Source organism: Acetobacter cerevisiae (assembly GCF_001580535.1).
Lineage (GTDB): Bacteria > Pseudomonadota > Alphaproteobacteria > Acetobacterales > Acetobacteraceae > Acetobacter > Acetobacter cerevisiae.
Window position 1 is genome coordinate 1 of record NZ_LHZA01000080.1, and the last position, 6,864, is coordinate 6,864.

The following is a 6,864-nucleotide window of genomic DNA, read 5'->3' on the forward strand; positions in this document are numbered from 1 at the left end:
CCCTTCTGTGAGATTTCCGCGTCTGGCCTTGCATCTGGCGGCTGCGGCTGAGGATGCTGGCCATACGGCATTGGTGATTGATGTGGACCCACAGGCGACTGCGAGCCAATGGGCCGCATGGCGTAAGGATGCTCCGCCAGTTGTGATTGACAGTGCTCCGCCGCGCCTCGCGGCTAAGATCGAACAGGCAATGAGTCAGGGGGCTGAGTTCATAGTGATTGATACTCCGCCTCACGCGGATAGTGCGGCGAGTGCTGCCGTTGAAGTTGCTGATTTGGTGTTAATTCCATGTCGGCCGAGTGCATTCGATTTGGCAGCGATTAAAACTACTGCCAGCCTTATAAAAATGCGTGGCAAACCAGCCTTTGTCGTTTTTACAGCAGGAAGTCCGACCGCTCCGCGTATGTATGAGGAGGCCACGCAACTCGTAGAAAGCTACGGGCTGAACGCATGTCCATATATTATCGCTGATCGTGCAGTTTTTCGTCATGCTGCGGCGGAAGGGAAAACAGCAATGGAAATAGAACCAAAAAGCAAGGCATCTGATGAGGTAAGGCTGCTTTACAAGTGGACATGCAAGCATGTAAACATGCAATCATCAAGAAAGCGGAGAGCTAGGCTCAGGACCCATTGATTTGATTGCGGAAATCTGATTCAGCCTCTGTGAGGAGACTGAAGATGAGTGACCTGTATTGGCTGACCGAGGAACAGATGGATCGTCTGCGGCCCTTTTTCCCGAAGAGCCATGGCAAACCTCGCGTTGATGACCGTCGTGTGTTGAGTGGGATCATTTTCGTGAACAGAAATGGTCTGCGCTGGCGTGATGCCCCCCGGGAATACGGTCCACACAAGACGCTCTACAACCGCTGGAAGCGCTGGAGTGCTATGGGGATCTTCATCCGCATGATGGAGGGATTGGCTACTGGCAAGGCAGAGCCTCAGACAATCATGATTGATGCGACCTATCTCAAGGCCCATCGCACGGCTTCGAGCCTGCGGTTAAAAAAGGGGGCCCAGGCCGTTTGATCGGGCGGACCAAAGGCGGGATGAATACGAAGCTGCATGCTGTCACTGACCGGAACGGACGTCCGCTCAACTTCTTCATGACAGCAGGTCAGATCAGTGATTATACTGGTGCCGCTGCCCTTCTGGACAGTCTCCCATCAGCCGAATGGATGCTGGCAGACCGGGGCTACGACGCTGACTGGTTCAGAGAGGCCCTGGAGGAGAAAGGGATCAAACCCTGTATTCCTGGTCGAAAATCTCGCGCAAAACCGGTCAAATACGACAAACGGAAATACAAAAGACGCAACCGTATCGAGATCATGTTCGGCAGGCTCAAGGACTGGAGACGGGTCGCAACACGCTATGACAGATGCCCGACCGTCTTCTTCTCCGCAGTCTGCCTCGCCGCAACCGTCTTGTTCTGGCTATGAGTCCTGAGCCTAGTGCATGAGCCGGAAGGGGTCTCTACTGTCGTTGCGGGACCGTGATTCCGCAATATCGCCGGTTGTAGCCACATCAGAAAGCAAGGTTTCTGCCACCAATGTTGTTGGCACACTCAGCAAGAAGGTTGCGCCGAGCCGTCAGGGCAAGAAAGCCATGACGGGCTATTTTAGCCCGGAAATGTCATTTGCCATGCATATGACCGCTAGAAAGCATGGGATGAGTTTACAAGATGCGATGGCCGACGCGTTTAACGACTGGCTACGCAAGATGGGAGAAAGTCCTGTGGGCAAGTAAGCATGTGTACATGTTTGCATGCAAGCGCGTAAACACATGCTGGCGTGTGCTGGAATCAGCGTATTGGGCTGCGCTCGTGGCGTTTTTTGCAAAAGCCAATAAAGGCTCCGGCAGGGCTTTTAAGCTCGGGTTTCCCCATGTCGTGCCACCATGAAACCCATTCGTCATGGAGAGCATAAATGTCATATCCTGGCGCAACGGTTTTAGCGTCATGCATGGTTTCAGGGTCAATGTAGGGAGCATCCCTGACAGGGACGATAACATCGGCCGTTGTTTTAAGGCTCAAACGGTTGCGAAACAGAATGATGTCGTCGGTCATTGTGATGGCATAGTCAGGAAAATGAGCATGGCTGGTGTCATGCGCACAAACTTTCTTGACCAAGGATCGAAATACGCGAAGCGGGCTATTTGAGCCACATTTTTTTTGCAGCAGTTCTAATCCGATCTTCCATTCATCTTTCATACCGCAGTGTTTGCGGGCTAGTTCGTACATGCGTCGTTCGAACGGTTTACGAAGTCGGAAATAGTCTCGGTGAAGTGTTAGGACGTTCTTGCTGATGACTGAACGATAGACCCAATCTGACAGGGTGATTTCAAGATCAAGCATTCGGCCATCAAACGTCTTACGAGTGATTCTAGCTTCTTCGATCAAACCGAAAATTCGCGTTTCTTCAATGCCGCCTGTTTGAATGTTTGTTCGCACGGTTGTTCCGCGCAAGCGTGTCAATGCGTCGGTCAGTAGCCTATAGCCTGCTCCGCTGGTTTGACGATTGGTAGCGACCAGCATGTCATAAGCTTGAAGGCGGAGTGTTCGACCTGGTTGTTCGCCGTGATTCATTTTCGCAACGAGCTGAGAGATGCAGTAGATCAGAATATCCTTGTCATGGATCGTTGCCAGCCCTTTGCCAGACGGGATGATCTCTATGATATTCCCATTGTGTTCATAGCGTCGCATCCGGTTGTCAGGCTTGGTCGAGAGCGAAAAAACAGGATGCTCCATTGACGCCATATCATCTTTGGGAATGGCATCGAGTACGTCACAGATGAATAGATCCTGATTTGGATGGCGGACTGGCAGGAGGGGCGTGCGATCCTCACCTTCCATAGCCAAAGAAGGCGCAATGTCGAACAAGGAAGGAGAAGATTCTATCGTCATTTCAATTACAGATAGCTACTATCGTCACTTCACATACGCAAGCCAATTATCGTCATATTAGATTCAGTCTGAGCTTATCGTCATTTCAATTACGCATACTTTCTATCGTCATATTAGATTCAGTTTATCGTCATAGTGGATTCAGCTTATCGTCATAGTGGATTCACAAGACGATAAAATCTTTCAATAAAACCGTTATTATTCAGTGTGTTGTTTTGGCTCTGAAAAACCGTAACACTACTTAAACACCTATTAAACACTCTTATCCTGTGGATAACTTTTCATTCTTGCAATTTCCAGCTAAATTGAATCTAAGCACCGCCTCTTGGGGCTACGCCCCCGCCGGCTCGCGGCCTACGGCCGCCCCGATCGCGCTATGCGCGATCTCCCACCCAGCATCCCCCTGCTCACCCTTTCAGGGCTGCGCTAAACGGACACGCCTACGGCGCGAAATCATAATCTGACGATGCGTTCCCACATCGGCGCCTTCAGCGCCCTTACGGGGCTCCCGCTCCGCGCTCGCCCGACGCCTGCAACACCAGAAGAACCGGGCAAGACCGTAATCTGCTCAAGGCATACGGTAGTTCAGGCGAACATTCAGCAGCTCACGTGTCGCAGTATGCCCGTCAGACGCCACAGGATGGCCGTATAGACGTTATCAGGTGTGGTGGCGGGTTTGGAGATGGTAACGGGATTTGCGCTTTGTGCGGCCTCCCAGGGCGCTCTGCGGGCCTTGCCGGGGATTGATAGGCTGGCCATTTCCTGTTCGTCCGTCCAGATATCCTCCTCCTGACTTTCAGCGGGATGGTTCTGATTGAAAAACCCAAGCGTTAGGGATATGGTGCATTATGCCGACGCTTCTACGCATCAATGGATTTCGTGTCGTGATTTACACAGCAGATCATGTGCCAATGCACGTTCACGTCATAAGCGCGGATGGAGAAGCCGTGATCGAAATTGGCAGGAAAGCCCGACTGATACGAGCAGGTGGCATGAAAGATAAGGTCATACAGGAAGCCCTTGTCATCGTGCAGGACCACGCTGAGATGTTGGCTGAAGCATGGGAGACGATACATGGCGAATGACATGAACTATCAGGCCGCTCGTGAAGCAGACGCGCTTCATAGAGCGACAATTCCTCATGCGGTCTCCGCACGGTTGATCCGTGCTCGCCGCGCTCTTCACGTCACGCTCTCCAACGGTGTTGAGATGAGCGTGCCTGTGAGTCTGATACAAGATTTGCAGGACGCTTCCCTGAATGATCTGGCCGATATCGAGATCACTCCGCTGGGTAATGGCCTTCACTGGCCCCGTCTCGACGCCGATGTTCTGGTCGAAGGTCTGATCCACGGTATCTACGGTTCCCGAAGCTGGATGGCAGCACAGATGGGACGCGTGGGCGGATCGTCCGCCAGCCAGGAAAAGGCAGCGGCAGCACGCCGGAATGGTGCTAAAGGCGGTCGGCCAAGGAACGTCGCGTAAGAAAGACTGCTTACCACTATGAGCAGACAGGCCGGTGAGCATGGTGGTTGCTGAAACCGCAAAAAGTTATTACAATAATAATAACATAAAGGGGGCTGTCATGGTCGAACTGAAAGTGCGAAAATTCGGAAACTCACTCGGGGTCGTACTACCCAAGGAAGTGATCTCACGGCTGAACACCCAGGATGGCGCGCCCCTGTATCTGACCGAAGCACCAGAAGGCGGATATCGGCTCGTGCCCTATGATCCTGACTTCGAAACCAAAATGACAAAGGCTGAAGATATTATGCGGCGTTACCGTGATACGCTGCATGTTCTGGCTCAATGACAGCCTTCGTCTGGATAGACGAACGGGATACCCTGATCCTGCATGATCGGCTGTTGGGGGTGCATGGTGGCGCTTCCGGCGTACGGGATGCAGGTCTTCTGAAATCCGCGCTTGCCCGGCCACAGCAGCATGCGGCTTATGCGGATCCGCTGGATCCAGTGCATCTGGCGGCCGTCTATACGGCGGGTATCGTCAAAAACCATCCTTTCATCGACGGGAACAAGCGTACGGGCTTTGTGCTCGGTGTGCTGTTTTTGGAACTGAACGGCTATCGTTTCACGGCAGCCCAGGAAGATGCAGCAAATGCGGTTCTCGCGCTGGCGGCAGGTCAGATGGACGAACTGGGCTATGCGGCATTCCTGACCGCCAATGTCGCATCCGAAAGGGTATGACAGTAGGCGAGGAACGCGATGAGTGTGCTTTTTTCGTTTCCTGAGGTGGTTCTGGCGACATTTGTCTTGATGGACCAGACTAATATGGCTAAGTCTTTTTTTGAGTAAACTCAGGAGGCTTTCGCCATGCGCACGGTCAACATCCACGAAGCCAAGACCCATCTGTCCCGGCTGATTGACGCGGCCATGAAAGGGGAAAGCTTCATCATTGCCAAAGCCGGCCGGCCGATGGTGCGGGTCAGTCCGATTACGGCTCCTGAAGAACAACAGCAACGCCGTCTGGGGTTTCTGGCTGGAAAAATCCGGGTGCCCGAAGATTTTGATCGCATGGGACAGAACGATATTGTGTCTCTGTTCGACGGTCCGGCATGAGGCTTCTTCTGGATACCCATCTGCTGCTCTGGGCAGCAGGAGAGCCTGACAGGCTGTCAGCGCGGGCGAGAACCCTGATGGAGGATCCGGGTAATGATCTGGTCTTCAGTGCGGCCAGTCTCTGGGAGATCACCATCAAGGTTGGGCTGGGACGGGCAGACTTCCAGGTCGATCCTCACCTGCTGCGACGCGGTCTGATCGAAAACGGTTATGAGGAGTTACCGATCACCAGCCAGCACGCCTTGGCAGTCGGACAACTGCCAGATGTGCATCGGGATCCTTTTGATCGGATCCTTGTGGCACAGGCCACGGTGGAAGGAGTGCTTCTGCTGACCCATGATCCGCTGGTAAAGGCTTATCCAGGCCCGATCGAAGCAGTCTGAAGGAGATCGACCAGTATGAGCTACAAAAATAGGTCCATGCCCTCGCTGCACAGTGACGAAGCGGCCGAGGATTTCGTCGCGACCGTCGATCTGACCCGGTATGACCTGTCCGGTTTCAAGCCCATGCGCTTTGAGATCGAACCCAAGGCGGCTGCCCTCAACATGCGCCTGCCGGCGTCCCTGCTGGAGACCGATGTCGCACAGACGCGGTAAAGTATATTCCGACCAGAACAGAGGAGATCGGGCGATGTAGGTACGCTCGGAAATCACTCCGCGCGTCATGGAGGGGAAGCTCCCATGTCTCGCACCTATCATCACAGCCGCAAATACGGTCGCAATCATCGCTGGGCCAACCAGCCGGATCGCTGTGGCTATGGAGGCTCACGTGAAGCCTCTGAATCTCCCAACTGGTACAGTCATCTGCACGATATCCGTCCTGGCCGTCATCATGACAGGCATGTTGCCCGCCTGATCATCAAGGGCGACCTCGATCCTGTCGAGGCGGTCTTTCCGTATACCGGCACCCGGCGACCCCACGAATATTACTGGTAATTTTCAGCGCGGGAATGAGGGATCGTTCCCGCGTTCTGTTTCCGTCTGGATTTTCAGGTCAGTTTGGATCTGCGCTTCCGTTTTCAGCTTGGTGTGGGATTTCGTTTCTTCCCCCAAATACCCCAATCCGACCTGATGATTGCAAACTGCGAAGTCAATGACTACAATGCTGTCATTGCTTTCAGGAGGTTTCCATGGCCGTGATGACCATCCGCAATATCGACGACAGTCTCAAGCAGCAGCTTCGTCTGCGCGCAGCCCAGCATGGGCGTTCTATGGAAGAAGAGGTGCGCGATATCCTGCGTTCCGCTCTTTCTGCTGAAGTGTCCCAGGGGGTAGATGCCGGTCAGGCCATCCACCAGCGTTTTGCCAGGCTGGGCGGGGTAGATCTGCCTGCCGTGTCTCGTGAGGCCATCAGGGGTCGTTACATAAAACGGGCACAGATATACGCTAAGG

13 protein-coding genes are annotated in these 6,864 nt (G+C 53.6%); 12 read left to right on the forward strand and 1 reads right to left on the reverse strand.

What is annotated here, in order from left to right; translation table 11 throughout:
• The first annotated feature begins 7 nt into the window (after positions 1 to 7).
• From AD928_RS01045 to AD928_RS01060, 3 genes are all read left to right on the forward strand, one after another.
• Positions 8 to 634 (forward strand): chromosome partitioning protein ParA, encoded by a 627-nt coding sequence (locus tag AD928_RS01045; protein ID WP_062247558.1) that lies wholly within the window; start codon positions 8 to 10, stop codon positions 632 to 634.
• Between the two features lie 44 nt (positions 635 to 678).
• Positions 679 to 1,436, forward strand: a protein-coding gene (locus AD928_RS14280) for an IS5 family transposase (RefSeq protein WP_099046885.1) whose coding sequence is annotated in 2 segments (ribosomal slippage) — positions 679 to 1,000 and positions 1,000 to 1,436 — 759 coding nt in all. Because the reading frame shifts where the segments join, the coding sequence is not laid out codon by codon here.
• Between the two features lie 43 nt (positions 1,437 to 1,479).
• Complete coding sequence (locus tag AD928_RS01060) at positions 1,480 to 1,743, forward strand: ribbon-helix-helix domain-containing protein (protein ID WP_456304671.1); 264 nt, start codon at positions 1,480 to 1,482, stop codon at positions 1,741 to 1,743.
• Positions 1,744 to 1,798: 55 nt separating this feature from the next.
• Here the strand turns inward: AD928_RS01060 and AD928_RS01065 are convergent, their stop codons facing one another.
• Positions 1,799 to 2,899 carry a replication initiator protein A gene (locus AD928_RS01065; protein WP_035382371.1) on the reverse strand — a complete coding sequence of 367 codons (1,101 nt, stop codon included), beginning with the start codon at positions 2,897 to 2,899 and terminating at the stop codon, positions 1,799 to 1,801.
• 848 nt (positions 2,900 to 3,747) lie between these two features.
• Between AD928_RS01065 and AD928_RS14285 the strand changes: the two genes are divergently transcribed.
• The 9 genes from AD928_RS14285 to AD928_RS01105 form a co-directional block, all read left to right on the forward strand.
• Complete coding sequence (locus tag AD928_RS14285) at positions 3,748 to 3,984, forward strand: DUF4160 domain-containing protein (RefSeq protein ID WP_231098595.1); 237 nt, start codon at positions 3,748 to 3,750, stop codon at positions 3,982 to 3,984.
• Entirely contained in the window at positions 3,974 to 4,381 is a 408-nt protein-coding gene (locus AD928_RS01070) for a DUF2442 domain-containing protein (protein ID WP_062247553.1), read from the forward strand. Before AD928_RS14285 ends, AD928_RS01070 begins: the two co-directional genes overlap by 11 nt.
• A gap of 40 nt (positions 4,382 to 4,421) precedes the next feature.
• The gene (locus AD928_RS01075; protein WP_233419879.1) at positions 4,422 to 4,709 is read left to right on the forward strand and encodes an AbrB/MazE/SpoVT family DNA-binding domain-containing protein; all 288 of its coding nucleotides are present in this window, start codon (positions 4,422 to 4,424) and stop codon (positions 4,707 to 4,709) included.
• A complete protein-coding gene (locus AD928_RS01080) occupies positions 4,706 to 5,101 on the forward strand; it encodes a type II toxin-antitoxin system death-on-curing family toxin (protein ID WP_010665988.1) in 396 nt (131 codons plus the stop codon). The genes AD928_RS01075 and AD928_RS01080 overlap by 4 nt, the downstream gene beginning before the upstream one ends.
• A gap of 126 nt (positions 5,102 to 5,227) precedes the next feature.
• On the forward strand, positions 5,228 to 5,473 hold the full coding sequence (locus AD928_RS01085) for a type II toxin-antitoxin system Phd/YefM family antitoxin (protein WP_062247555.1): 246 nt from the start codon (positions 5,228 to 5,230) through the stop codon (positions 5,471 to 5,473).
• Entirely contained in the window at positions 5,470 to 5,856 is a 387-nt protein-coding gene (locus tag AD928_RS01090) for a type II toxin-antitoxin system VapC family toxin (RefSeq protein ID WP_062247557.1), read from the forward strand. The genes AD928_RS01085 and AD928_RS01090 overlap by 4 nt, the downstream gene beginning before the upstream one ends.
• A 36-nt stretch (positions 5,857 to 5,892) precedes the next feature.
• Positions 5,893 to 6,069 (forward strand): CopG family antitoxin, encoded by a 177-nt coding sequence (locus AD928_RS01095; RefSeq protein ID WP_018308598.1) that lies wholly within the window; start codon positions 5,893 to 5,895, stop codon positions 6,067 to 6,069.
• An 84-nt stretch (positions 6,070 to 6,153) separates the two neighbouring features.
• Positions 6,154 to 6,408, forward strand: a complete 255-nt coding sequence (locus AD928_RS01100; RefSeq protein ID WP_012813384.1) for a hypothetical protein — start codon at positions 6,154 to 6,156, stop codon at positions 6,406 to 6,408.
• Positions 6,409 to 6,602: 194 nt separating this feature from the next.
• Positions 6,603 to 6,864: FitA-like ribbon-helix-helix domain-containing protein (locus tag AD928_RS01105; protein ID WP_233419880.1), on the forward strand; the 262-nt coding region annotated here is incomplete at its 3' end.

Bases quoted from the DNA above. Each gene is read 5' to 3' on its own strand.
- AD928_RS01065 (WP_035382371.1), bottom strand. From the start codon at position 2,899: ATGACGATAGAATCTTCTCCTTCCTTGTTCGACATTGCGCCTTCTTTG.
- AD928_RS14285 (WP_231098595.1), top strand. From the start codon at position 3,748: ATGCCGACGCTTCTACGCATCAATGGATTTCGTGTCGTGATTTACACA.
- AD928_RS01070 (WP_062247553.1), top strand. From the start codon at position 3,974: ATGGCGAATGACATGAACTATCAGGCCGCTCGTGAAGCAGACGCGCTT.
- AD928_RS01075 (WP_233419879.1), top strand. From the start codon at position 4,422: ATGGTGGTTGCTGAAACCGCAAAAAGTTATTACAATAATAATAACATA.
- AD928_RS01080 (WP_010665988.1), top strand. From the start codon at position 4,706: ATGACAGCCTTCGTCTGGATAGACGAACGGGATACCCTGATCCTGCAT.
- AD928_RS01085 (WP_062247555.1), top strand. From the start codon at position 5,228: ATGCGCACGGTCAACATCCACGAAGCCAAGACCCATCTGTCCCGGCTG.
- AD928_RS01090 (WP_062247557.1), top strand. From the start codon at position 5,470: ATGAGGCTTCTTCTGGATACCCATCTGCTGCTCTGGGCAGCAGGAGAG.
- AD928_RS01095 (WP_018308598.1), top strand. From the start codon at position 5,893: ATGCCCTCGCTGCACAGTGACGAAGCGGCCGAGGATTTCGTCGCGACC.
- AD928_RS01100 (WP_012813384.1), top strand. From the start codon at position 6,154: ATGTCTCGCACCTATCATCACAGCCGCAAATACGGTCGCAATCATCGC.